At 33.7% G+C, this 25,002-nt stretch carries 22 protein-coding genes; 15 read left to right on the top strand and 7 right to left on the bottom strand.

The annotated features are described in order from the left end of the window. Positions 1–82 precede the first annotated feature (82 nt). The gene (locus FNJ88_RS00105; RefSeq protein WP_143851135.1) at positions 83–1,267 is read right to left on the bottom strand and encodes a sigma-54-dependent transcriptional regulator; all 1,185 of its coding nucleotides are present in this window, start codon (positions 1,265–1,267) and stop codon (positions 83–85) included. Between the two features lie 82 nt (positions 1,268–1,349). Beyond that, positions 1,350–2,012 (bottom strand): YggS family pyridoxal phosphate-dependent enzyme, encoded by a 663-nt coding sequence (locus FNJ88_RS00110; RefSeq protein ID WP_143851136.1) that lies wholly within the window; start codon positions 2,010–2,012, stop codon positions 1,350–1,352. A gap of 169 nt (positions 2,013–2,181) precedes the next feature. On the opposite strand from FNJ88_RS00110, the gene FNJ88_RS00115 reads away from it, so the two are divergent. From FNJ88_RS00115 to FNJ88_RS00125, 3 genes are read left to right on the top strand one after another with little or no spacing between them, the layout of a single operon-like run. Next, positions 2,182–2,859, top strand: coding sequence for a hypothetical protein (locus FNJ88_RS00115; RefSeq protein ID WP_143851137.1), 678 nt, complete (start codon positions 2,182–2,184; stop codon positions 2,857–2,859). After that, positions 2,840–3,628 carry a sensor histidine kinase gene (locus tag FNJ88_RS00120; protein WP_143851138.1) on the top strand — a complete coding sequence of 263 codons (789 nt, stop codon included), beginning with the start codon at positions 2,840–2,842 and terminating at the stop codon, positions 3,626–3,628. The genes FNJ88_RS00115 and FNJ88_RS00120 overlap by 20 nt, the downstream gene beginning before the upstream one ends. After that, complete coding sequence (locus FNJ88_RS00125) at positions 3,616–4,266, top strand: response regulator transcription factor (protein ID WP_143851139.1); 651 nt, start codon at positions 3,616–3,618, stop codon at positions 4,264–4,266. The genes FNJ88_RS00120 and FNJ88_RS00125 overlap by 13 nt, the downstream gene beginning before the upstream one ends. 133 nt (positions 4,267–4,399) lie before the next feature. Here FNJ88_RS00125 and FNJ88_RS00130 read toward each other — a convergent pair whose 3' ends face one another. Then, a complete protein-coding gene (locus FNJ88_RS00130) occupies positions 4,400–5,092 on the bottom strand; it encodes a Sir2 family NAD-dependent protein deacetylase (protein WP_143851140.1) in 693 nt (230 codons plus the stop codon). 94 nt (positions 5,093–5,186) lie between these two features. Between FNJ88_RS00130 and FNJ88_RS00135 the strand changes: the two genes are divergently transcribed. From FNJ88_RS00135 to FNJ88_RS00165, 7 genes are all read left to right on the top strand, one after another. Continuing rightward, positions 5,187–5,708 (top strand): GNAT family N-acetyltransferase, encoded by a 522-nt coding sequence (locus FNJ88_RS00135; RefSeq protein WP_143851141.1) that lies wholly within the window; start codon positions 5,187–5,189, stop codon positions 5,706–5,708. A 107-nt stretch (positions 5,709–5,815) separates the two neighbouring features. Continuing rightward, entirely contained in the window at positions 5,816–7,345 is a 1,530-nt protein-coding gene (gene gpmI / locus FNJ88_RS00140) for a 2,3-bisphosphoglycerate-independent phosphoglycerate mutase (RefSeq protein ID WP_143851142.1), read from the top strand. Between the two features lie 121 nt (positions 7,346–7,466). Beyond that, positions 7,467–8,444 carry an acyl-ACP desaturase gene (locus FNJ88_RS00145; RefSeq protein WP_143851143.1) on the top strand — a complete coding sequence of 326 codons (978 nt, stop codon included), beginning with the start codon at positions 7,467–7,469 and terminating at the stop codon, positions 8,442–8,444. 135 nt (positions 8,445–8,579) lie between these two features. Next, the gene (locus tag FNJ88_RS00150; RefSeq protein ID WP_143851144.1) at positions 8,580–9,011 is read left to right on the top strand and encodes a BT0820 family HAD-type phosphatase; all 432 of its coding nucleotides are present in this window, start codon (positions 8,580–8,582) and stop codon (positions 9,009–9,011) included. Positions 9,012–9,060: 49 nt separating this feature from the next. Beyond that, positions 9,061–9,870 carry a type I methionyl aminopeptidase gene (gene map / locus FNJ88_RS00155; RefSeq protein WP_143851145.1) on the top strand — a complete coding sequence of 270 codons (810 nt, stop codon included), beginning with the start codon at positions 9,061–9,063 and terminating at the stop codon, positions 9,868–9,870. After that, positions 9,870–10,637, top strand: a complete 768-nt coding sequence (locus FNJ88_RS00160; protein WP_143851146.1) for a class I SAM-dependent methyltransferase — start codon at positions 9,870–9,872, stop codon at positions 10,635–10,637. The genes map and FNJ88_RS00160 overlap by 1 nt, the downstream gene beginning before the upstream one ends. Positions 10,638–10,652: 15 nt before the next feature. Continuing rightward, positions 10,653–11,426 carry an SGNH/GDSL hydrolase family protein gene (locus tag FNJ88_RS00165; protein ID WP_143851147.1) on the top strand — a complete coding sequence of 258 codons (774 nt, stop codon included), beginning with the start codon at positions 10,653–10,655 and terminating at the stop codon, positions 11,424–11,426. Here the strand turns inward: FNJ88_RS00165 and ligD are convergent. Together ligD and FNJ88_RS00175 are read right to left on the bottom strand one after the other, a co-directional pair. After that, complete coding sequence (gene ligD / locus FNJ88_RS00170; RefSeq protein WP_143851148.1) at positions 11,423–13,966, bottom strand: DNA ligase D; 2,544 nt, start codon at positions 13,964–13,966, stop codon at positions 11,423–11,425. The two genes, FNJ88_RS00165 and ligD, sit on opposite strands and share 4 nt — an antisense overlap. A 2-nt stretch (positions 13,967–13,968) precedes the next feature. Further along, entirely contained in the window at positions 13,969–14,757 is a 789-nt protein-coding gene (locus tag FNJ88_RS00175; protein ID WP_143851149.1) for a Ku protein, read from the bottom strand. Between the two features lie 183 nt (positions 14,758–14,940). On the opposite strand from FNJ88_RS00175, the gene era reads away from it, so the two are divergent. From era to FNJ88_RS00200, 5 genes are all read left to right on the top strand, one after another. Next, on the top strand, positions 14,941–15,822 hold the full coding sequence (era, locus tag FNJ88_RS00180) for a GTPase Era (protein ID WP_143851150.1): 882 nt from the start codon (positions 14,941–14,943) through the stop codon (positions 15,820–15,822). Positions 15,823–15,969: 147 nt separating this feature from the next. After that, positions 15,970–16,317: a DoxX family protein gene (locus tag FNJ88_RS00185; RefSeq protein WP_185145837.1), complete on the top strand. Its 348-nt coding sequence runs from the start codon at positions 15,970–15,972 to the stop codon at positions 16,315–16,317. A gap of 123 nt (positions 16,318–16,440) precedes the next feature. After that, a complete protein-coding gene (locus FNJ88_RS00190; protein WP_143851152.1) occupies positions 16,441–18,843 on the top strand; it encodes an alpha/beta hydrolase family protein in 2,403 nt (800 codons plus the stop codon). A 571-nt stretch (positions 18,844–19,414) separates the two neighbouring features. Beyond that, positions 19,415–19,912 carry a hypothetical protein gene (locus tag FNJ88_RS00195; RefSeq protein ID WP_228414539.1) on the top strand — a complete coding sequence of 166 codons (498 nt, stop codon included), beginning with the start codon at positions 19,415–19,417 and terminating at the stop codon, positions 19,910–19,912. A 110-nt stretch (positions 19,913–20,022) separates the two neighbouring features. Continuing rightward, positions 20,023–21,204 (top strand): acyl-CoA dehydrogenase family protein, encoded by a 1,182-nt coding sequence (locus FNJ88_RS00200; protein ID WP_143851154.1) that lies wholly within the window; start codon positions 20,023–20,025, stop codon positions 21,202–21,204. Between the two features lie 44 nt (positions 21,205–21,248). On the opposite strand, the gene FNJ88_RS00205 is transcribed toward FNJ88_RS00200, so the two are convergent. Further along, positions 21,249–23,975, bottom strand: a complete 2,727-nt coding sequence (locus FNJ88_RS00205; RefSeq protein WP_143851155.1) for a PD-(D/E)XK nuclease family protein — start codon at positions 23,973–23,975, stop codon at positions 21,249–21,251. A gap of 310 nt (positions 23,976–24,285) precedes the next feature. Beyond that, positions 24,286–24,921, bottom strand: coding sequence for a 16S rRNA (guanine(527)-N(7))-methyltransferase RsmG (gene rsmG / locus FNJ88_RS00210; protein ID WP_143851156.1), 636 nt, complete (start codon positions 24,919–24,921; stop codon positions 24,286–24,288). Between the last annotated feature and the right edge of the window lie 81 nt (positions 24,922–25,002).

Genomic DNA, 25,002 nt, shown 5'->3' on the forward strand with positions numbered 1-25,002 from the left:
TTAAAAATACAACACCAAAAAAAGTCAGAACAAAAAATTGCTCTGACTTTTTACATAAATACTTGTAAAATATTTTTTCTTTCTATTTTCTGACGAAACTAACAACATCTTCCTCAGATACTGGGTTAGAACCTAAAATAATTAATCGTTCTACGACATTTCGTAACTCTCTAATATTTCCTGTCCAACTGAAGTTTTCTAAAGCCTTAATTGCTTTATCATCAAAATTCTTTAATGCTGTACCATGCTCATCAGAAATAGTTTTTGCAAAATGCTTAACTAACAGTTTGATATCTTCTTTCCTTTCATCTAAAGAGGGAACATATATTTCAATTACCGAAAGACGGTGGTATAAATCTTCTCTGAATTTTCCAGATTTTATTTCTTCCTGCATATTTTTGTTTGTAGCAGCTAAGACCCGAACATCAACTTTCACCTCTTTATCGCTCCCAACGGGAGAAACTTTACTTTCTTGTAAGGCACGAAGCACTTTTGCTTGTGCTATTAAAGACATGTCTCCAATCTCATCCAAAAATATAGTTCCATTGTTGGCTAATTCGAATTTACCTTGCTTATCCTTTATTGCACCTGTAAAACTCCCTTTAACATGACCAAAAAGCTCCGATTCTATTAATTCAGACGGTATTGCTGCACAGTTCACTTCAATCATCGGGCCTTTACTGCGGTCACTTTGTGAGTGGATTGCATGAGCGACCAATTCTTTACCGGCACCATTTGGCCCGGTAATTAGCACTCTGGCATCGGACGGAGCTACTTTCTCAATCATTTCCTGAATTTTTTTCAGGGCTGGAGACGCGCCGATCATCTCATATTTCTTATTAACTTTTTTCTTTAAAGTTATATTTTCATTCTTTAGATGTTGGTTACTTTTTTGCAGATTCCTTTTATCTAAAGCATTCTTAACACTGGTAATCAATCGGTTAATATCAATCGGTTTGGAGATGAAATCATAAGCACCTGTTTTTAAGCAATCAACTGCAGTATCAATATCTGCATGACCGGAAATCATTACAAAGGTAGTATCTGGTTTTAACTGTAATGCTTGTTTTAGAAGTTCTGTCCCAGAAACCTTTGGCATTTTTATATCTGAAACGACTAATGCGAAATCTTCTTTTTCAATCTGCTTCAAACCTTCTAACCCATCTTCGGATATTACAAATTCGTAGTCAGGGAGTTCATCGGAAAGAATACTGTGAAGTACACCAGAGATGGCTTTTTCATCTTCAACAATTAAGATTTTTTGCATTAGTTAAGTTTATGTATTGATAAAATTTATTTAAATATAATTTTAAGTAGAAGCAATATTCATACCTAAGAGGGGGATCATTTTATGATCTTTTCCCGAAAATAGCCGAACCTACACGAACGGAATTAGCACCACAGGAAATTGCGATAGGGTAGTCATCACTCATACCCATAGAAAGCGTTTCTAATTTATTTTGATGAGAGAGTTGATCGAAGAGATGTTTCAAAAGAGAAAATTCTTTTTTTAATTGCTGCTCATCATCGGTAAATGTTGCCATTCCCATCAAACCTTTTACTTCTACATTAGGAAACTCACCATTTAGATATTCCTGATATAATTCTTTGGCTTCATGAATTTCTAGACCATATTTAGTTTCTTCTTCGGCGATTTTAATTTGAAGTAATACCTTTATTTTCCGTTGGTATTTTGCAGCTTGTTTATCAATTTCCACTAAAATTTTACGGGAGTCGGCACTTTCAATCATTTCAACAAACTCAGCAATATACTTTACCTTATTAGTTTGTAAGTGACCTATCAGATGCCACTTAATATCTTTCGGAAGTTGATTGTATTTGTCCACCAGTTCCTGAACTTTGTTTTCACCAAACTCACGATGACCTGTATTGTAAATTCGTTCTATACTATCAACGGAGTGATTTTTTGAAACTGCGATAAGTGCTACATTATCCGGAATAGTCAACTTAATTTGTAAATAGTTTTCAACAATACCTGACGTTTTTGACATTCCCATTTTTGAAGTTATCTGATTTCAATCAATATTTAAAAGGCTAAAATTAAGGATTTTTCCTTTATGGACAAAAAGAATAGCCCCTTTAAATCCGCACAAAACAGGTGATTTCACCAACTGGATTTAAGTAATAACCTTTACATTTGTTATAAATAAATTTTTAAAGATGAAATACTGGAGTCAAGAAGTAGCAAGTAGTATACAAATTCTCTTAGTCGTTATCCTTTTTGTTTTGCTACTTATAAAACGGAAAAAACTGGGAAAGGAAATTATTTATTTTCTGGCAGCAGGAGCAATTGTAATGGTTTCTTCGGTCTTTCTTTTTATAATGAGAATATCAGAACCAACTTTTAGTATTCCTGTCCGTTATAATATGATGATTAATTTTTCTGTATTTATTCTGTTTTTTCTGTATTTCCGTGGATGTCTAGAATCAAGAACCGCAAAAAAAATAAATATTGTTTTGTCTATTATATTTGTAATCAGCTTTGTTTTTATAAATATTTTCTTCGGTGAAACATATAAAAATTATCCATTACTTTTCTATTTTATTCAAGTTATCTTATTATTAATTAACATATTTTTGTTGTTACATCAAACATTTAACTCAAATAAAATTCTAAAAATAAAATCATATTATCCTTTTTGGGTATCAGTGGGGCTAATGGCAAATTATGTTGGAACAACACCATTACTTATTATTACACATACTCCAATACAAATCAATAGTAAAATATTTTTCATAATTTTATTTATTGTTAATTTTATAGGATATTCCATTTTAATTTTGGGAGCTTTGTTAGCAGAAAATATTACTAAAAAAAGTGAATTTATCAGAGACTGATTTTCTACTTGCCATAACCACCTTTATCATTATGATCCTTATCTTAATGATGGTGCTTATCTATGGAGTCTTCGTCAAAAAGAAATCGCAACTTCTTTTATTTCAGCAAAGAAAAGACTCTCTCTTTGAGCAGGAATTAGCGATATCGCAAATAGAGATGAAAGAGCAAACACTTAACTATATTGGTCAGGAACTACATGATGATCTTGGTCAAAAGCTTTCCGTTGCCAGGTTAATGATGAGTAAAATTTCTTCGGGTAATGAAGAAGACATAAAGAAAATCGGTTCAGAAATCAATATGCTGATCGGAGAGTGTATTCAGGATATTCGGAATTTATCGAAGCTTTTCATTAGTAATCAAGTAAAACATTTTGGTTTCGTAGAGTCTTTGGAAAGGGAAATATCCAGAATAGAGCGGCTGCAGTTAATGGATGTAGATTACAAAATTAACAATCAGGATTTAGAAATAAATTCTAATCACGCATTAATCCTTTTCAGAATTATTCAGGAATGCATTACAAATGTAATCAAACACTCAAAATCGAATAAACTTTCTATAGAAGTAGAAGAATTTCTGGATATTATAACTATTTCTATCCATGATGATGGAATCGGCTTTAGTTCTAACTCAATCAATGATGGAAGTGGCTTAAAGAATATCAAAAATAGAGCTCAAATTATTAATGCTGATTTTATAATAAAATCTACTAAAAATTTGGGAACACAAATTAGGATTACCTATAAAAAACAGGTTACATGGAAAGAATAAAAATTGCGATTGTTGATGATCATAAGCTGGTTTCAAAAGCTATTGAAAATATGATATCTTCTAATCCAAAATTTAAAGTAGTTCTTAACTGCTGTAATGGCGATGATTTCCTTAGTCAATTAGAGCAGGCTAAAGTTTTGCCAGATGTGGTGTTAATGGATGTGAACATGCCTAAGAAAAATGGGATTGAAACTACTGCAGAAGTTACCCAAAAGTATCCTGATATAAAAGTGATTGTCCTAACGATGGAAGATAATGAAACCACAATTATCAACATGTTAAAAGCTGGTGCAAAGGGTTATCTCTTAAAAGATATGTCTCCAGACATCCTTTTTGATGCCATCAATATTGTTTATGAAAAAGGAATTTTTTACACTGACATTGTTACTCAAAGTCTTTTAAAAATAAAAGCAGAGGTAAAGGCAAATTATGAAATAACTGATTCTTTAAAAGACCGGGAGCTGGACTTTATAAAAATGGCCTGTTCAGAATTAACTTATAAAGAGATAGCCGAAAAAATGTGTGTAAGTCCGCGTACAATAGATGGTTATCGCGATTCGGTATTTGCAAAACTGAACGTAAAAACAAGGGTAGGAATTGTTTTGTTTGCAATAAAACATGAATTATGCAAAAATTAGGTGATTTCACCCGATACTGGATATTTAAAAAACTATATGTTTGCATCGTTCTAAAAACACAAATAGAAAAAAAATAAGAAGCTGGTTTTAACTGGCTTTTTATTTTGTCCGAAACTTGATAATTTGATGAATTTTAATCCGAAAAATTATTTATTATTCTACTTCTAAACAATTCCATTCCTTCAGTAGCAGATGTTCGAAAGTGATTTTCTTTTTTGGAATATGTACCGCTCAGATTGGGGTCAATTACAAAGACTTCACAATTTTGAGGAAGATAATTAATTAAACTTGCAGCGGGGAAAACGCTCATCGAGGTTCCCACAATTAAAAATAAATCTGCAACAGAGCAAATCTCCATCGCAGTGTCCATTTCCTGAACCATTTCTCCGAACCAGACAATATGTGGTCGCAACTGAACACCTTCAAAATCGAAATCGCCAATATTTAAATCTTTCTCCCAGGTAATTATTCCAGAATCTGAATTAATGGGTCTTGCTTTTTTCAATTCTCCATGAAGATGCAACACTTTCGTAGAACCGGAGCGTTCATGCAAGTCATCTACATTTTGCGTAATAATTTCTACATCAAACACATTTTCTAATTCGGCTAAGATAAAATGGGCGTTATTGGCTTCCACTTCTAAAAGTTGTTTTCGTCTCGCATTATAGAAGTCCAGAACAAGTTTCGGATCTTTTTTAAAACCTTCCGGGCTTGCAACATCCTCAACTTTGTGATTTTCCCATAACCCATTTGAATCTCTAAAAGTTTTCACCCCACTTTCAGCAGAAATTCCAGCTCCGGAAAGAACAACCAATTTCTTTTTCATTTCTTGTTTTTTATAAAAATAATTAAAAAGTTTGACTTTATGAAAGCAGAGGTGCCGAATATGTTAATTAAATTTGTGTTACTAAGAATAAAGAATGACAAATATTTCAAACGACTTCAAATTAAGAATTGCAACTGAACAAGACATTCCAATGATTTGGCCAATCATCCAACAGGCAATTTTACGACGAAAAAATGATGGTAGTAACCAGTGGCAAGATGGTTATCCTAACTCCGAAACTATAATGAATGATATTAAAAAGCAGGTAGGGTTTGTCGGTGTAAAGAATCATGAAATTATCGCATATGTTGCGATAGATTCCGCGATCGAACCTGCGTATGAAGAAATAGAAGGCAAATGGCTTTCTGATCTTCCTTATGTAGTAATACACAGGGTTGCAGTCTCGGAAAATCAATTAGGACAAGGAATTGCCACTAAAATTTTTTATGAAGTTGAGAAAATTGCTCTAGATCAAAATATTAAAAGCCTTAAAGTAGATACCAATTATGACAATGTCGGAATGCTGAAGATTTTAGAGAAGATCAATTATACTTACTGTGGTGAAGTTTACTTTCGCGGTTCTCCAAGAAGAGCATTCGAAAAATTATTGAAATGAGATAATCAATTATAACTCACAATAGAACTTTTACTAAAAAACCGACTTTAAAAGCTAGGGATTATTTGTAAATCACTAAATTTGTATACAATCAAAATTTAAAAAAAATGTCGAAAAAAGCTATTTTAGCAATACTTGACGGTTGGGGAATAGGAACAGACCCCAAAGTTTCTGCAATCGCCCAAGCTAAAACTCCATTTATAGATTCTTGTTACGAAAAATTTCCACACACTACACTGGAAGCGAGTGGAATTGCAGTTGGTTTACCCTTCGGACAAATGGGGAATTCAGAAGTGGGGCATATGAATTTAGGAGCAGGTAGAGTTGTTTATCAGAATTTGGTCAAACTTAATATGGCGGTGGACAATGCAACTCTAGGAAAAGAAAATGTAATAACACGAGCTTTCGAATACGCTCTAAAGAATAAAAAACAGGTCCATTTTATTGGATTGGTATCAGATGGTGGGGTACATTCACACATTAATCATCTTAAAGGTTTATTGACTGCCGCACACGAATATGGATTGAATAATAATGTCTATGTTCATGCCTTCACAGATGGCCGTGACTGTGATCCACATTCAGGAAAAGGATTTATCGCAGAGTTGATCGATCATATGAACATAACAACCGGAAAGTTAGCTACCATTACTGGCAGATATTACGCAATGGATCGTGACAAAAGATGGGAACGGGTAAAGCTAGCATACGACGCAATGGTTAATGGACTCGGAGAACCAACAAGAGAACCACTTCAACTTATTGAAGAATCTTATAAAAAAGGAATTACAGATGAATTTTTAAAACCTATTATCTGTCTAAAAGAAAGCAGTTTACCTACAGCAAAAATAGAAAATGATGATGTAGTATTCTGTTTCAATTTCAGAACAGATAGAGGTCGGGAAATCACCGAAGCTCTGTCACAGCAAAGTTTTCCTGAATTTGGCATGAGTCCGCTCAACCTTTATTATGTGACCATGACAAATTACGATAAGGATTACAAAAATATTCATGTCGTCTTTGATGAGAAAGTCTTAGAAAAAACGATGGGCGAAGTCTTAGAAGAGAATGGGAAAACTCAAATTCGTGTTGCTGAAACAGAAAAATATCCGCATGTTACCTTTTTCTTTTCAGGAGGACGTGAAGATCTATTTAATGGTGAGAAAAGATTGTTATGTCCAAGTCCAAAAGAAGTTCCAACTTATGATTTTAAGCCCGAAATGTCTGCATACGATATTACAGAAAAAATAATACCTGAAATAGAAAATGAAACAGCAGATTTTATATGCTTAAATTTCGCAAATGCCGATATGGTAGGTCATACAGGAGTCTTTTCTGCCGCAGTAAAAGCTGCAGAGACGGTGGATGAATGTATTTCAAAAGTAGCTTCTGCAGCTTACGAACATGGTTATGCCGTATTTATTCTTGCAGATCACGGAAATTCTGACTTTATGATCAATGCAGATGGTAGTCCAAATACACAGCATTCTACCAATTTAGTTCCTTTGATTGTGATGGATAAAGATCGTACTTGGAATTTAAAACCTGGAAAGTTAGGCGATGTTGCTCCAAGTATTTTAAAAGTAATGGGAATAGAAATTCCTGCAATAATGACAGGCGATATCCTAGTGAGTTAAGGGCAAATAGGTTTCAAATATTTTTTATTACTATATATAACATTTTTGAACCTATTTTTCGTAATTTAATATGTCATAAATAATAAATAATTTACCTTTGTAACATTCAAAAAAAGTATAGATGTATAATAAATTGATGAGAATTGAAGTAATGCGGACGTTAGGGAAAGATGTTGATAAATTCATTTCCTCCTACTTAACACCTGCAGAAAAAATATGGCAACCGACAGATTTTTTACCAGATCCTTCTGCTGATAGCTTCAAATATGATGTAGATGAGTTACAGACTTATGCCAGAGAAATGGGTTACGACCTGTTTGTCACATTAATTGGCGATTGTATTACAGAGGAAGCTCTACCAAGTTATGAGTCTTGGATTATGGGAATCGATGGGGTAGACCAAGAGGAAAGAAGTGGTTGGTCACAATGGGTGAGAAGCTGGACTGCAGAAGAAAATAGACATGGAGACTTACTTAATAAATATCTTTATTTATGCGGTAGGGTAAATATGAGGGAAATGGAAATCACTACCCATTATTTAATTCAAGACGGATTTGATATCGGTACCACCATGGACCCTTATAGAAATTTTGTTTATACCAGCTTTCAGGAAACTGCAACCAATATATCACACCGTCGTGTGGGATCTTTGGCAAAACAAAGTGGCAACACCAAACTATCCAGAATGTGTGGAGTTATCGCTGCAGATGAAGCGAGACACGCCAAAGCATATAAGCATTTCGTAACGAGAATTTTCGAATTAGATCCATCTGAAATGATGTTAGCATTCGAAGATATGATGCGAAAAAAAATCGTGATGCCAGCACATTTGATGCGTGAATCCGGGCAGAAAGCAGGTGAATTATGGGAGCATTTTTCAGATGCCGCACAACGCGCAATGGTTTATACAGGACATGATTATATCAACATCCTAAAAGAATTGCTCGCTGACTGGAAAATTGACCAGATTACAGAGCTTAATGAGAAAGCGGAAAAAGCACAGGAATATCTAATGAAATTACCAATACGTTTGGAGAGAATTACGGATCGTATCGCTACACCTGATTTAGATTGGAATTTTAAATGGGTTAAGTCGTAAAAACGTATCATATTTATTTATAGCCAAAGTTTGTAACTCGTACAAACTTTGGCTTTTTTTATTATGAAAAGAAATCAGGTATAAAATAGATTAGAATTGAATTTTACTACCTTTGCAATTCTGAAATTTTAAATAATGAAAACGAGTAAAAAACTTGCTATAGATTTCGACGGAACGGTAGTTGATGATGCTTATCCTGGAATCGGAAAACCAAAAATATTTGCTTTTGAAACACTAAAAAAATTACAATCTGAAGGTTACAGACTGATTTTATGGACTTACCGACATGGTAAAAGTTTAGAGGAAGCAGTAGAATTTTGCAGAAAAAATGGTGTAGAATTCTATGCGATAAATTCGAGTTTCGAAGGCGAGGTGTTTGATCACTCCCAAGCTTCTAGAAAAATTGATGCTGACCTTTTTATAGACGATAGAAATCTTGGCGGTTTCCCAGGTTGGGGAGAAATTTATAATATCATCAATGATAGAATAGAATTTCGAGTAGAAGGAAAAGAAGTACTGGCCTATTCAAAAATGAAAAAAGATAAGAAGAAAGGTTTATTTTGGTAACAAAAGTTACAAAAGAATTTTTTTATCACAAATTTAATAGTTTTATAAATTGATACAATTAAAAACCATAGAGGAACTACGATTAATGCGGGAAAGCGCACAATTGGTTTCTAAAACGCTAGGCATGCTTGCCAAAGAGATTAAACCTGGAGTTACAACTTTACATCTAGATAACTTGGGTGGGCAATTCATTCGGGATCATGGCGGTGAACCTGCTTTCCTGGGAATGTATGGCTTCCCTAAAAATTTGTGTATTTCACCAAATGCCGAAGTTGTACACGGGATTCCTAATGATAAACCATTGGAAGATGGTGATATTTTATCTGTAGACTGTGGTGTTTATATGAACGGATTTTATGGAGATCATGCCTATTCTTTTGAAGTAGGAGAAGTAACACCTGAAATAAAAAAATTACTGCGTATTACCAAAGAATCTCTTTATAAGGGAATTGAGCAATGTGTACGTGGCAAAAGGGTAGGTGATATATCAAATGCCATCCAAACTTATTGTGAAGCGCACGGATATGGAGTAGTTAGGGAATTAGTTGGACATGGTTTGGGAAAAAAGATGCATGAGGATCCACAAGTACCCAATCACGGAAGAAAAGGAAGTGGTAAAGTTTTAAAAGACGGAATTGCGCTGGCAATTGAACCCATGATTAACTTAGGCACAGAAAAAGTTAAATTTCATGATGATGGATGGACGGTTACTTCTCTGGACATGTCACCTTCCGCACATTTCGAGCATGATGTCTGTATCATTGCCGGGAAACCTGTTCTTTTATCCACCTACAAGTATATCTATGAAGCATTGGGCATTGTAACCGACGAGGAAAAACCATTTACAATGGACTTTTAATGAAAAAAATTACTCATTTTCTTTTAAATAAAATCCCTAGACCTTTGCTCATTAATTTGAGTATATTCTTACGGCCATTCATCTATTTACTATTTAAAGGTGAAAATTTTACTGATCCTATTGATGGTAAATCATACCGAAAATTCCTTCCATACGGTTATGGAAAACAGCGGGAGAATGCTTTGTCACCTGGAACACTAAGTTTAGAAAGACATCGCCAGATGTGGCTTTATCTTCAAAATGAAACCGATTTTTTCACAAAAGACTATAAAGTTCTTCATATTGCACCTGAACAGGAGTTTTTGCGCAGGTTCAAAAAAATGAAGAATCTGAACTATACTTCTGCAGATCTGTATTCACCAATTGTCGATGTAAAAGCAGATATATTGGATTTACCTTTTGAAGATGAAAGTTATGACGTTGTCTTTTGCAATCACGTATTAGAACATATCGAAGACGATCAGAAAGCCATGAGCCAGCTATACCGAGTCCTGAAAAAAGGAGGGTGGGGCATTTTCCAAGTGCCGATGAAGAACTCTTTAGAGAAATCGTATGAAGATTTCTCTATTAAAGATCCGAAAGAAAGACAAAAACACTTCGGACAATATGATCACGTTCGTTGGTATGGAATGGATTATTTCGACCGGTTAAGAAACGCAGGTTTTGAGGTAGATGTCAATTTCTATTCGAAGAAATTCGCTAGAGAAACGATCAAAAAATATGGATTGCTTGAAAATGAGATTTTGCCCGTAGTTTTTAAAAAATAATAGTGATAATTCGTAATGAAGACTAATTATTTTATTCATATTTTAAGATCTATACCTCTATTACCCATTATTTATTTTCAGGGAAAAAGAATTAAAAGACAACTTCAAATTTTACCTGAAGCCAAAAATCCACAAGGTTCAGTGGATATTAATGCTGATAAAAGCTTAACTATTTTATTCATTGGAGAAAGTTCTTTTGCAGGACTGGGCTCAGATTTTCATAAAAATAGTTTTGCTGGACATTTCTCAAAAGAATTAAGTTTTTTAATTCAATGCAATATCGACTGGAAAGTTTACGCGAAAACTGGCTATAATGTGGAGAAAATCCACCAACGGATTATTCCTAAAATACCAGAAACTCATTGTGATTTGCTGGTTCTCGGAATTGGTGCCAATGATTCTTTTGAACTGACCCTACTCAAAAATTGGCAAAAAAACGTACAATTACTTATTATTGCGTTAAGAAATAAATTTTCTGAAACCCCAATTTTATTTGTTCAATTACCTACTATTGAAGTATTTCCGGCGCTTACAAAACAAATGCAGTTCGTCTTGGGTAATCATAAAAATTTACTTGTGGAAAATCTTCACAAAATAACTTTAGAAAACGGAAATATCTATTTTACCAAAGAAGAAGTAGATATTGAAAAATGGATGAATGAATTAAATGATAATCAAACAATTCGTGATTTTTTTAGTGATGGCATCCATCCTTCAGAAATAACCTATAGATTGTGGGCACAAGAAAGTGCTAAATTCCTGGTAGACTGCAAAGTAAATTTTTCTTAATCATTAGCCAGATTTTCTAACGCTTTCAACATATCAATTCCTTTTCCCAAAACAGGTTTAAACAAATCGCCATTCTTTTTAATTCTGTCAAAAGCATTGTGAATATTGAAATCTGTAACTTTTAATCCTTCTTTAAGTTCATCCCATTGAATAGGCATTGAAACTGGTGCATTTTGTTTTGGCCGAATACTGTAAACACTTGCTAAGGTCTGCCCGGTTCTGTTTTGTAAATAATCCAAATAGATTTTCTCTTTACTGCGTTTGCTAAGACTACGTTCCAACGTCGTCAAATCAGGTAAAAGTTTTTCTACTTTTTGCATCAGAATATGAGCAAAGTTTTTCACTTGTTCCACTTCATATTGCGCGCCCATGGGAATATAAATATGTATCCCGGTACTTCCAGATGTTTTACAAAAACCTTTAATTTTCGATTGGTCCAGAACTTCTTTTACACAAAGGGCAGTCTCTATTACGTGATCAAACGTATTTTTTTCAGATGGATCGAGATCGAGAGCCAACCAATCCGGTTTATTTAAATGATCAACTGTAGAATTCCATGGGTTTAAATCAATACAACCTAAATTATTTAGATATGCCAAATCATCTGCAGTATTACAAATTAAATACTGTATATCTTTCTCATTAGATTCTGAAAAAACAGAAACTTTCTCTATCCAGTCCGGTGCAGTATCACCCGCATCTTTGTGATAGAAATTTAGTCCTTCGATTCCGTTTGGAAAACGGTTTAGTGACTGAGGTCGGCTTTTTAAATGAGGCAAAATATATTTTGAAATTGACTGATAATAATTTACAACATCCCCTTTCGTAATTCCAGTTCCTGGAAAGTAAATTTTGTTTTGATTAGTTAAGCGTACCAATTTATGTTTTGTTTTATTTCCTTCAGATTTCGTAGTAGCTTCTACAGTTTTTGTCTTTCTTTTGGTCAAAGGATTCTTGCCTGTCAGTTGGGAGGGAATCGCACTTTCATTTTCTAGATCTTCCTTCTCTTTATCAATTCGAAGCCCCATGAAAACTGGATGTCGGAATATCCCATCATTGGTTTTCTCGGTAAATTTTATTTCGCAGACAAGTTCGGGCTTCATCCAAGTGGGTGAAGTATTTGTTTTTGGAATAGTTTCAAATGGACAATCCTTGGTAATAAAATGTTTAAATTTTTCGTGTAATTCATTCAATGAAGCATCGGAAAAACCACTCCCAGCATGCCCACAATATTGTAGATTCCCGTCAACAAGAGAACCTAATATGAGTGCTCCAAATTTACTTCTTGACCCTTTAGGCTTTGTAAATCCACAAATAAGAACATCTTCTGTATTTTGAAACTTTATTTTCAACCAATCACTACTTCGAACCCCTTCAGAATACGTACTATTAGCTTTCTTAGCGATCATTCCTTCCAAATTGAACGCTTTAATCTGGTTGAAAAAATCACTGCCTTTCTCGGGAATATGTTCACAATATCTAATAATCTCATTTTCTACCAAAGCTTCTTTTAAGAGCTCTTTCCTTTCCAGTAAGGTCAATTTTTCGGTGGAATGTCCATTGAGCCAGAGTAAATCAAACACTTGGTAGGTCATTGCTAAATCGGGATTTTCCCCGATCTTTTGCAACGCTTGAAAATCAGGTTTCCCGTCTGCATTGTACGCTACGATTTCTCCATCTAAAACCATTGAATAGTTTTGATGATCTAATGCTTTTACAATTTTATAAAACTTTTCGGCATAAGAAAGTCCATTTCGGGAATAGAGTAGCAGGTCTTTGTTTCGCAGATCAGCAACTGCCCGATAGCCATCCCATTTAATTTCGAAAACCCAATCCTTATCGTCAAATGATTTCTCACCAGTTTGCGCCAACATTGGTAAAATAAAATCTTTTAATTTTTTCTCGCCACTCAAAGAAGGAGTAAAATGGTGATAGGTCTTTTCCGATATCGTCTTTTTTTTGCTATGACGACTTTCTTCACGTATCGTTACCTTCGATTTTCGGGGAACATGGTCTTCTGCATCATAATCTGTAATGGCATAATCATCTTTATGCTTAATCAATAACCACGCATTTCCCTGCTTGGAATTTTTTATTTTAACCAACGCAAATTCTCCTTTCAATTTCTTCCCGTTCAGTATAAATTTGAGTGATTCTTTGTGAAGATCGTGACGCATCACTAAGTCGTCACTTTTACCTTTCACTTTCTCTAATGGTTCGTAGGTACCAGAATCCCAAATTTCAACCTCACCACCACCGTAATTCCCTTCGGGTATGGAACCTTCAAAATCCTTATAGGAAAAGGGATGATCTTCCGTCATCATTGCCAACCGCTTGTCTTTGGGATCCAAGGACGGACCTTTCGGTACTGCCCAACTTTTGAGAACCCCGTCCATTTCCAGGCGAAAATCATAGTGTAGTCTTGAAGCCGAATGTCTTTGAATAACAAAAGTAAGTTTTCCAGCAGTTTTCTTTTCTTTACCTTCCGGTTCAGAAGTTTCATCGAATTTCCTCTTATTATTGTATTCTTCTAAAGCCATTTTCAGGAAACTTTTTTACTTTTCTTAGACCCTTCCAAACTCGCTTTCAACTGTGCCATAAGATCAACAACTTTACCACTGTCTGTAGGAGTCTCTTTCGCTTTTTTCATTTTTTTACCTTTCGCTTTCTTTTTAATAATTTTCATTAGATCATCGGCGTAGGAATCTTTAAAAGCTTTAGGATCAAATTTTTTCGAAGTCTGCTCGATTAATGAAATGGCCATTTTAAGTTCTCCTGATTTTGGAATTTTTTGTTCAGGTATCTTTAGATCACCATAATCTCTAATCTCTTGAGCAAAACGTAGTCTATTAATAATCAATATTTTATCATCATAGGGACGGATCATCCCAAAGATTTCTTTGTCGCGCATTACAAAAGTCCCTATACCAGCCATTTTGGTTTTCTGTAGTGCTTTTAGTAATAGGTTATAAGCATTTTCGGCATTTTTTTGAGGTTCAATAAAGTAGGGAACTTCAAAGTAAACAGAATCGATCTCTGCTTCTTTAACAAATTGCTCAATGGAGAAAATTTTTGTTTTTTCGGGACTTGCGGCAGTATAATCCTCCGCATCCAAAACAACATAATTTCCGTCAAGAAGAAAACCTTTAACAATATGATCCCATTTAACTTCTTTTCCGCTCTTTTCGTTGACTCGCTTAAACTTAATATTCGATAAGTCGGTTTTGTCCAACATATCTAGATCTAAATTACTGTCTTGCACCGCAGAGTACATTTTAACCGGAATGTTTACTAACCCAAATCCAATTGCACCGTTCCAAATTGCCTTCATATGAAATTATTATTTAGACATGATGTAATGAAATAATTGTGCCTCATTTAAATTAATAAAAATGAATAAAAAGGAGTAAACCTAACGGCTATTTCTCTAGCTGAATATCCCAATAAACTTTGAGCAATTAATCAGTAACCACTAAAATTACTTAACTTTGCAGAACTTTAAAATTATAATACTTTGAGCACGCATAAAGCAGGATTTGTAAATATTGTGGGAAAACCAAACGCTGGTAAATCTACCCTTCTAAATCAGTTGATGGGGGAGAAGTTAGCAATAGTAACCCAAAAAGCACAAACGACAAGACACCGTATTTTCGGAATCTACAATGAAGAAGATTTACAAATTGTTTTTTCTGATACTCCAGGAGTTTTGGATCCAAAATATGGACTTCAAGAAAAAATGATGGATTTTGTTAAGGATTCATTGCAAGATGCAGATGTTTTCCTTTTCATTATCGACATTACAGATAAATCGGCACCAAATGAATTTCTAGTTGATAAATTAAATAAAATTCCGGTACCTGTTTTAATTTTAATTAATAAAATAGATGCTTCTAACCAAACGGATCTTGAAAAAGTTATGGAGATGTGGCACGAGATTATTCCTAAAGCGGAAATCTTACCGATATCTGCGTTAACTGGATTTAATACGGAAGTGATTTTACCCAAATTAAAATCAATGCTACCGGAGAATCCACCATATTACGATAAAGATCAGTACACCGATAAGCCAGAACGGTTCTTTGTTAATGAGACCATTCGAGAAAAAATCCTTCTGAATTATGATAAGGAAATTCCTTACTCCGTAGAAGTTGTTACAGAAATGTTTAAAGAGAACGACGGGATTATTTTTATTGATTCTGTTATTTATGTAGAGCGCGATACCCAAAAAGGAATTATTATAGGACATAAAGGTGATGCAATCAAGAAGGTAGGTACCGAAGCACGTATTGATTTGGAGAAATTTTTCTCCAAGAAAATTCACCTTAAACTTTTTGTAAAAGTCAAAAAAGATTGGCGTAAAAATGATAGGGATCTCAAAAATTTTGGATACCGATAAATAATTGAAAGTAATTTCCGTAATTTATTGCTTTTTATTAAATTTGTCACCTAAATTCAATACATGAAGCTCTTTATTTTCCCGAAAAAATCTGCTCTAATTAATAATCTTGTTATACTTCTTGTCAGGATCTTCATTGGCATTTCAATGATTTTTATACACGTAGTACCAAAATTAGAAATGCTTTTTAAGGGTGAAGAGATTAAATTCTATGATTTTATAGGTTTAGGAGATAGAAACACTTTAATTGTAGCGATTATTTTAGAACTTGTTTTTTCTTTTATGTTGATTATTGGTTTGTTTACCCGAATATCAAGTATGGTTATTTCTTGCATTATGATCATTGCTGCTTTTGTAGTCAACGGTGCACAACCATTAAGCAGTAAAGAATTAAGTCTTTTATATCTCACGATCTATATTTTTATTATTGCGTTCGGTCCTGGAAAATATTCAATCGACCAAATGATTTTAAAAAAAAGAGATTTAAGCTTTTAATTGACTATTATCAAAAATATAAACCGAAAGTATTTTAAAATGCTTTCGGTTTTTTTTGCATTCATAACTACTTTCTCTCTTGCTAAACCTATTTAAAATCGATACTTTTGAGAAAAAGTATACATGAAAAAAAGAATAATCGCTATAGCGTTGCTTTGTGTAGTTTTTGTAAGTGCGCAGGAAAACATCACTTATCAAAAACCCTCGGCAGAAATTATGAAGCTTGCAGATTTTGAAAGAGCTCCTTCTGTTTTTATGGATAGCAAGAGAGACTGGATGATTTTCTCTTACCGGGACACCTATAAATCACTGGAAGATCTCAATCAGGAAGAGATGAAATTAGCAGGTTTACGGGTAAATCCTGTAACCAATATTTCAAGTTCGATGACCTATGTAAATAATCTTAAAACTAGAAAGTTAAAAGATAAAAACGAAGCACAAGTCAAAGATTTACCCACAAAAGCACGAATAGCTTACTTATCTTTTTCACCAGATGAGAAGAAATTAGCATTTACTAACACTACCGTGAATGCTGTTGAATTATGGATTTTAGATTTAGCGACAAATACGGCGAAGAAAATATCAAACTCACCGTTGAATGCTAATCTGGGAAGTCCCTATGTATGGATGTCAGATTCTAGACACTTACTTGTTAAACAAATTCCATCAAATCGAGCTTCTCTGATTGATGAGAAAAATAATCTTCCTACTGGACCTACAGTTTCTAATTCAGATGGAAAGGTTTCTCAAAACAGAACCTATCAGGATCTATTAAAAAACCCACAGGACGAAGCCAACTTTGAAACATTGGCAAAATCTGAATTGGTAAAAATAGATATTAGTGGTAATCAGCACAAATTTAAAGCTGCTGCAATTTATACTTCACTTAATTTTTCACCAGACGGAAATTATTTAATGCTAACAACTATTCAAAAATCTTATTCGTATATCGTTCCTTTGAGTAGATTTCCTATGACTTCCTCCATTTATGATCCGAGTGGTAATTTGATTAAAATTATAAATGAAACTCCATTAAATGAGATCATGCCAAAAGGTTTTTCTTCGGTAAGAACTGGCAAAAGAAATATCAGTTGGAGAGATGATCAACCATCAACTTTGGTGTTCGCTGAAGCACTTGATGGAGGAGATCAAGCAAATAAAGTAGAATATCGCGATGAAGTTTTTGTTTGGGATGCACCATTTACAACACAACCAAAATCAATGTTTAAAACAAAACAGAGATTCAGCGGGATAGACTGGTCCAACGGGAACTTCGCAATCATTTATGATAGTTGGTATGATACAAGAAATTCAAAATCTTACCTTATCAACCTTGATAAAAATACGTCACAGATCATCGATGATAGAAATTATCAGGATGTTTACAGCAATCCGGGAAATTTCGCAGAAACCAAAAATAAATTCGGACGGAATGTAATTGATATTTCAAAGAATAAAGCACATCTTATTGGTGCAGGATTTACTAAAAATGGCCAGTTTCCATTTATTGATGAGTTGGATTTAGGAACAATGGCTAAGAAAAGGGTTTACACCTCAAAATTAACCAATTCCAAAGAAAGCATCGTTGACATTTTAGATGCTAAAAAAGGTCAAGTTTTGGTTGTAGAACAATCTGCAAGTCAGTATCCAAATTACTTTATTAGAGACATTAAAAATGGAAAAGGAACGGCACTAACGAATTTCGCAAATCCGTTTGAAAGTATAAAAAATGTCTATAAAGAGGTTATAAAATACAAGAGAAATGATGGAGTAGAACTGAGCGGTACTTTATACTTACCCGCAAATTACGATCGCAAGAACCATAAAGTGAAATTACCCCTGTTAATATGGGCGTACCCAACAGAATATAAGGATAAGAGTACCGCTGGTCAGAATACACAGAACCCAAATGACTTTACATTTCCTAGTTACGGATCATTTATATACTGGGTAACAAAAGGTTACGCAGTTTTAGATGATGCTTCATTTCCAATTATTGGTGAAGGAAAAACAGAGCCAAATGATACATTTATTCCTCAATTGGTTGCAAATGGTAAAGCGGCAATTGACGCTCTTGATCAACGAGGATATATTGACCGAAATAAAGTTGCGGTAGGTGGCCATTCCTACGGAGCATTTATGACTGCAAATCTATTGACGCATTCTAAGGATTATGCATGTGGAATTGCCAGAAGTGGAGCTTATAACCGCACATTGACTCCATTTGGATTTCAAAGTGAGCAGAGAAATTACTGGGATATTCCAGAAATTTACAACACGATGTCTCCATTCATGCAAGCTGATAAAATGAAAACGCCGTTATTGTTAATTCATGGTGAAGCTGATAATAATCCAGGAACATTTACTTTGCAAACCGAACGGTATTTCCAAGCATTGAAAAATTTAGGTGCACCAGTTAGAATGGTTCTTTTGCCAAAAGAAGCTCACGGATACGCGGCCAAAGAAAATGTTTTGCACACCTTATGGGAGCAAGATCAGTTCTTAGAAAAATGTTTAAAAAAATAATGATCACAAAGATCTTCCAAATTTGGAAGATCTTTTTTTATTGCATAGAACAAATAAAAATTACCGAGATAAAATGTACTATTTATAAAGAGATGAAATATCTTATAATAGTTCATCGCTATTTAAAGACAAATAAAACAGTCTATATAGGAGTAATATGTGCGCAAGGAAGTATTTGACAATAAAGTCTGAAACAAATTCAATTTAACATAATATAAATTATAGGACTTTTAGAAAACATTATAATTCCAAAAATTTAGCTTCTTTTACTTTTGTAAACTCAACACATTTGGCGGTTATTTGATCTGTAAATATATACCATGTAAAAAATACTCAGATAAATGATTCTCAGCGATTAGGAAATCGTCGCTCTAAATTAAAAAATAAAATCTTGTAATATAGATCAACAAACTCATCTCAAAATTATACCTAAAAAAATGACAAGAGCTTTCAATAAATGAATAAAACATTAATAATAAAACAAAAAATTCTTATTATCAATCGCGTTCGAAAATAAAATCACTAATTTTAGAGTTGAATTATTACAATATATTTTATGAAAAATTTTTTAATGTCAGCTCTTACAATTTCTCTGTTTTTAAGTTGTGAGAAAAAAACTTCAGAAACGGTGAATGTTGATGGGTCACTTTCAGATACGGTGGTTATTCCCGCTTCAAATGAGCCTGTAGAATCATCTACGCTACAAACATGTTATATGGAAGCAATCAGCAAGGATTCTGTTTTCCTATCGCTGGACGATAATCTCGGTACCATAACAGGGAAAATGCGTTATAAAAATTTTGAAAAAGACAGCTCGTTTGGTGATGTAGCTGGAATTCAAAACGCAGATACCTTAAAGCTGATGTATACCTTTGAATCAGAGGGTAAAACTTCTGACAGAGAAATCTATTTCTTGAGGAAGGGTGATAAATTAATGGAAGCAACTGGCGAATATACCACTGATGGAAGTACTTCCAAATACACCAATCCATCAAAACTGAAATACGATGGTCATCAACTGCAGCAGATTGATTGTACCAATTTTGATAAAAAATTTACCAGTAAATAATTATCCTACCTCCTATCGTAATCCATAATATCAAGTAAAAAATGATAAATTTTTCATTAATATTTTTTTCAATATTTAAAATATCCTAAATTAGGACAAACAAAATTAATATGTCTTATTATCCATTAAATACTATTCCAGACTATTTCGGAATCGATAGCTTACTTACTGAGGAACATCTACTTATACGCCAATCTGTTCGTGATTGGGTTGAAAGTTTTGTGATGCCTAAAATCGATGATGCGGCGCAAAATCATACTGATATTCCTAACTTAATGAAAGAATTGGGGAAAATTGGAGCTTTAGGTCCTTATATTCCAGAAGAATATGGAGGTTCGGGGCTAGACCAAATTTCTTACGGAATCATTATGCAGGAACTGGAAAGAGGAGATTCTGCAATTCGTTCAGCAGCGTCGGTTCAAAGTTCTTTGGTTATGTTTCCTATCAACGAATTCGGTTCTGAAGAACAAAAGAAAAAATTCTTACCTCATTTAGCAAGTGGAGAAATGATAGGTGCATTTGGATTAACAGAGCCTAATCACGGTTCAGATCCAAGTTCTATGGAAAGTTATTTCATTGATAAAGGTGATCACTATCTTTTAAATGGGGCTAAAATGTGGATTACTAACGCACCAGTTTGCGATATCGCTGTAATCTGGGCAAAAAATGAAGAAGGAAAAGTTCAGGGTTTAATTGTTGAGAGAGCTTTTGAAGGTTTTACAACTCCTGAAACGCATAACAAATGGTCGCTACGTGCTTCTAAAACGGGAGAACTTGTTTTTGACAATGTAAAAATTCCTAAAGAAAATTTATTACCCAAAGTAGTTGGATTAAAAGGACCTTTATCTTGTCTAAACTCTGCGCGTTACGGAATTTCTTGGGGAGTTATTGGTGCGGCAATCGACTGTTATTGTACAGCGGTTCAGTATTCAAAAGAAAGAGTTCAGTTTGGAAAACCTATTGCTTCTTTCCAATTGCAGCAAAAAAAATTAGCAGAATTTTTAACTGAAATTACCAAAGCGCAATTACTTTGTTTACAGTTAGGTAATTTGAAAAATAATCATAAAGCCACTCCGGCTCAAATTTCAATGGCTAAGAGAAACAATGTGAAAATGGCGATTGATATTGCAAGAGAATCCCGACAGATATTAGGTGGAATGGGAATTATGGGCGAATTCCCTATGATGCGCCATGCAGCCAATCTAGAATCGGTTATCACGTATGAAGGAACTCATGATGTTCACCTATTGATCACCGGAATGGATATTACCGGCATCAATGCATTTGGATAAAAAAACAAAAGCCTTCAGATTTTAAACCTGAAGGCTTTTTTATATTACCTAGCGGCCTTTTCTTCTTCGATAAAATTCTTTTCAGGATCTAAAATTTCTAAAATTACATTTTTAACCCATTTCATTGGGCTCTCAAGAGATTGATTACTGATTTGATCATCTTCAAATATGTGCAGATTTTGTACACCTTGGTTAGCTTCTGCAAAACTCCAAATCCCACACTTCACCTTATTATCTGGAAATTTATTATCATTTAGTACAGCGTACGCATAAACAGATAACTGCATCGCCTGCTTGTAATCATCCCTAAAAAATAACGCTTCCAACTTTTCCTCGTCTTCTACTTTTTTTGGTGTCTTGATAACCAGGTTTTTCGTCTTAGCTGTTTTATAATCGATAATCCTCAATTCCCCATTAAGTCGATCAATTCGATCAATAAATCCAAAGAATGCCACTTTATCTGTTCGATCCTCATTTAGGAAATAATCAATACTCTCAAATTTACCCTCAACATTAAGAATCTCCAGTTTATTTCCGTCGGAGATTAATTTCTTATCAAATTCGATAATGGTGCGCACTACCCTTTCAGCAATTGATTTGTGAATATAGTTCATTCCTTTTTCGTAAAAATCAGTTTGGTGATTAAGTTTAATAATCGCTTGATCTAATACTTTAACTAAATTTTCATTCGAATACGTTAAATCATTAACAGTTAATAATTTACCAATATTTTTTTCATAAATAATCTGTAAGGCATAATGGACCAGGTTACCATAACTTCGTTGAGAAAGTTCTTCTTCAATCTCACTTGTTTCTCTGGTTCCTAAAATCTTATTCAAATAAAAATCAACGGGATTATAAATAAAAGAAGTCAGGTGCGAGGGAGATACTCTACTCTTCCATTCCTCTAATTTTTGTAAAACAGATGGTGTTTTCTCAATTTCAATCCTTTGTTTATTAATCGGTTCAGACGAATTTTCAATAATAATATTTTCAATAGTGTGATGTTGATCTTCAATCTCGATCTGAGTGATAAATCTACTTTTTTCACCCGTATTCACTCCAGAAGTGAGCGCATTAAAAAGCAAGTGGACATTCTGAGAATCCTGAATCAAACGATAAAAATGATAAGCATAAATACTGTCATTTTCAAGAAATGTATGGAGATGGAAATGTTGACGTATATCAAATGGTAAATAAGTGTTCTGGGCATTTCCCAAAGGCAACTTACCTTCATTGACTGAAAGTAAAATAATATTATCAAAGTTAAGAAGTCGAGTTTCCAAAAGTCCCATTACCTGTAAACCTTGAAGTGGCTCTCCTTGAAAATCAATCGTTTCTGAATTGACCAAGTGATTAATCAGGACTTCTAAAGTCTCCATTTTAATTTCAAAAGAATAGGGAGAAATCTGATTTTTGATTATTTTGAAACTTTTTTCAAAATGTGAAATATTTTCATACAGAATATCATCTAAATCTTTGAATTTAAGCTGATAACAGAAGTTAATCAGTAAATCAATATATTCTTGTACAGATTGGGGCTTTTTGAACAGGTTAAAATAAGATAAATCACTTAAAAACTCAATCATTTGTTTCTTAGAGATGTAAACAATATTTCGCTCCTCTATTTTCGCTTTGAAATCAATGATGATATTTTGATCCGTTTCCTTATTAGGCAATTCTTCTAAGACGGATAAAAGATCATTATAATAGTATGAAGAGTCCTTCTTTTCTAATTGTTTCTGCAGATAAAATAGTTTCTTCATGGCATTACTGAAACTTAAATTTTTCAGTGGGAAACCCATGGTAATATTCAAACGTTCTACACTGCTCATGGCATCGAGACAAGTGGGTAATAAATTCTCATCAAGCAAAACCACCGCAGTTTTAGACAGGTCATTTTCACTAATTTCCGCAAAAATTTCGGGAAGTACTTTGGCTTGGGTTATATTCCCTGAAACTTCGTATACTTTGATTTTCTTACACTGTGCAAAATCATTTTCGATCCAGTGAAAAGGTCGATTTTCATTAAATTCTTTCCATGTTTTTGTATTACGAAAGAACTTACCAGCTTCCTGTCGGTCATCATCAATGTAATAATTATCTGCTTGAAAAAAACACTGTGCTTTGTCCCACTGAATAAGGGTTCTTATTAATTTTTCCTCAACAGGTGTAAAAGCATTGAATCCACAGAAAACAAATTGTCCGGCACTATTTTGAACATAATGCTCTATTTTATCTTTGGCAGATTCATGAATAATTCCGGAAGTAGCCCAGTTTTTTTCAATTAATTTTTGTTTTAACAGAGGTAAAAAATGATTCATCTTTTGCCAGAAATTCAAAAACTTCTTCAAGGGTCGATCTTCTGAATCTCCTAAATTCTCTGACCAGTTTTTAATCCTTTCTTCATCAAACATATACTCCAAAACTGCTTTATCAGAATCTGAGAATTTTAAAATATCGTCCCAATCTTTCAATAAAGTAGGAAACCATTTTAGAAAGTTTGCAAAATCTTCAGAGGGATGAAGTTCACGATAAACATTAAATGAAAAAAGCCACAACGAAATACCCTGAACAGGTTGTTTCCCAGATATATCATTAATTAAATCCTCTATTGTAAAAAAGTTTGGCAGAAAGCCTGAATATTGTTTCTGAGTTAGAATTTGTTTGATGAAAACTATTGGTCTTTTTCCCGGCAAGACAATATTAAAAGTAGATAAATCATCGTTTTGTGAAAGAAGGTCAGTAACAATTTTATTAAGGAATTTCATATTAGACGCTATTTTATCTGAATGCTCGATGTTATTATAAAAAGGAAAAATAGGAATTTTAAAATAAAAAAGCATCATGAATATTTAAAATTCCTGATGCTTTATTAATTAATATTCTGTGTGGATACCGCATGATACTAATTAACTAAAAATAGTATTCTCGATCAATAAATCTTCTCAAATATATTTTTCCGTTCTAAAAATTTAAAAGTATAAAAATCCCCTATGTTGCAAAAATTAATTTGAGAAGCTATAGGTGCTAAAATACCTTATCAATTTTAATTTAGTAGAGGGTAGTACTTTATAAATATCAGGAATAAAAATTTCCTTTTGATAAATATACTACTTTTTTGGTGTCAAAAAATTCGCCCTCAAAATACTTATTAAGCGGAAAAATTTCAGTTTTCAAACCTTCTAATTCCTCCTCCAAATCCCCACCTTTAAGGTATAGAACACCATTGTGCTTTGGATTGATTTGCTCTTTTAAAAACTTGCCTTTCAGCCAACGTAAAAATACCGGCATTTGCGTAACTGCTCTACTTACGATAAAGTGGAACTGCTCTTCTATATCCTCCGCTCTGGCATGGATCGCAGTCACATTTTGTAAACCGATACCTTCTGCAACTTCCTTAACTACTAAAATCTTTTTCCCAATTGAATCTACTAACGTAAATTCTGCTTCGGGGAATAAAATCGCCAAAGGAATACCGGGAAAACCACCACCCGTTCCAATGTCTAAAACTTTGGTGTTCGGGGCAAATTCCATCACTTTTGCAATCCCCAGAGAATGAAGGATATGTTTTTCATAGAGTGAATCCATATCTTTTCGGGAAATCACATTTATTTTTTCATTCCATTCCTGATACAGATCTTGAAGATCAGCAAACTGTTTTTTTTGATTTTCTGAGAGGTTGGGAAAATGTTTTTCAATTAATTCAACAGACATTATTAGGCTTATTTATTGCAAAAGTAAAGAAAGCATTTCATAAAAATTTGGTTTTGCAGGTTCAAACTAAAAAATTACCTT

It is taken from the genome of Chryseobacterium sp. SNU WT5 (assembly GCF_007362475.1).
In the GTDB taxonomy this organism is placed as follows: domain Bacteria; phylum Bacteroidota; class Bacteroidia; order Flavobacteriales; family Weeksellaceae; genus Kaistella.